This window comes from Arthrobacter sp. 135MFCol5.1, assembly GCF_000374865.1.
Lineage (GTDB): Bacteria > Actinomycetota > Actinomycetes > Actinomycetales > Micrococcaceae > Arthrobacter.
On the sequence record NZ_KB895485.1, the window covers coordinates 1 to 1,686 of the forward strand.

At 64.0% G+C, this 1,686-nt stretch carries 1 pseudogene; it reads left to right on the forward strand.

Annotated elements, in window-relative coordinates:
- Positions 1–298: 298 nt before the first annotated feature.
- Positions 299–1,686: pseudogene (locus C563_RS0120725) on the forward strand (hypothetical protein); the annotation flags it as partial.

Consider the following 1,686-nt stretch of genomic DNA (forward strand, 5'->3'; position numbering starts at 1 on the left):
TCAGGCCTCCTGGTCCTGCCAATCCGCCGCGCCCGCTAAACACCACCCACCGCTCCGGCCGTCACCCCCAACCCTGACGGCCGGAGCACAAGCACGACCTCGCATCTGACCTAGTGCCAGGTCGTGCCTCGGCGTGGCTACCGCGCCAGGTCTCTGGCTAGTTCCCGCCCAGTGCCCGGCAGCAGAGCCCGAGCGCAACCATCACCGTTACATCCACTTTTTTCCTGAACAAAGGAGTTTTGTGAACGCTACATCCCTACAATCCAGGCCGCGAAGAGGGCAAAGAGTCGCCATCGCCGTGCTCTCGTTCCTGCTCACGGCGGTGATTCTCATCTATTTCGCCCTCATGGCGGGTCTCGGTGACGGCACTAAGCAACTTGCATCCGGAACGCAGAAGTTAAGCGGAGGAGCAAAGGAATTTGACAACGGCCTCGCCCAATACGCGGACGGCGTGAAGAAATTCAGTGACGGTCAGGCGCAGGCTACCGATGGATCCGCTAAGTTGGCCCAAGGCATACACCAAACCGCTGACGGCACCGCCCAGTACGTCGACGGCGTACATCAAACTGCTGACGGCACCGCCCAGTACGTCGACGGCGTACATCAAACCGCTGACGGCACCGCCCAGTACGTCGACGGCGTACATCAAACCGCGCACGGCGTTGGGCAATATGTTGACGGGGTGGCGCAAGTGGCAACCGGGGCAAATGCCCTCGCTGACGGTGTGGGAAAGACAGCAGACGGGGCAAAGGCCCTCAGCGCCGGAACCACGCAGCTCAGCACCGGCATGAACCAACTGGCGTCCGGGGGACAGGCAACGGCCAGCGGCGTCGAGGCGGTTGCTGGCGGTATCGACCACGTAGCCGCGGGAGCAGCAGAGTTGGCTCAGGGCGCATCCGGCCTTTCGAAAGGGGCAGCCGGCATACGCGACGGGATTAGCGGGGTCGGCACAGGCCTGCGCAGCACTGGCAAGGATCTTGCAACGCTATCCGCAAACGTCGGCGCCACCGCCAAGGAGCAGGCAGGAGCAGCGGCGATGCTGACAACTTCCCAGTCGTCTGCCGCCGGCGCAACGAATACCCTCGACAGCCTGAAGGTTCTCGTAGCACACCTCGCAGCAGGAGACAGCCTGACTTCGGCGCAAGTCGAACAGCTCAGGACCCTCACCACGACGGCAAGCGCCGACGTCAGCGCCGTCAGCGACGGCCTTTCAACAGCGGTGTCTTCCGTCGACTCAGCCAGGTCGCACCTCTCTGACGTGGACAACGGTGCAGGACGCATCCAGTCAACCGTCAACGCTCTGGCCGAGGGCATCGAGACACAATTGGCGCCGGGAGCCGGAGCCATCGCGGATGGCACTTCGGGCATTGCCGCAGGAGCCGCCGGGCTTGCTGATGGAACGAAACAACTGGCCACCGGGGCCAACGGTCTCGCGACCGGATCACGTGAGCTTGCCAATGGCATGTCGCAGATGGCACAAGGCACGTCCGGCCTCAGTGACGGGACAGCTCAGCTGGCCAACGGACTGGACCAGCTTCATTCGGGTACCTCCCAACTTGCCGGGGGTCTTGGCCAGCTCAGCGAAGGCGGCGCGCAGCTGGGAACCGGGGTCAACCAACTGGCCGCCGGCGGTGACCAGCTCTCGTCCGGCGTAAACCAGCTCGCCACCGGCGGTGACCAGCTCTC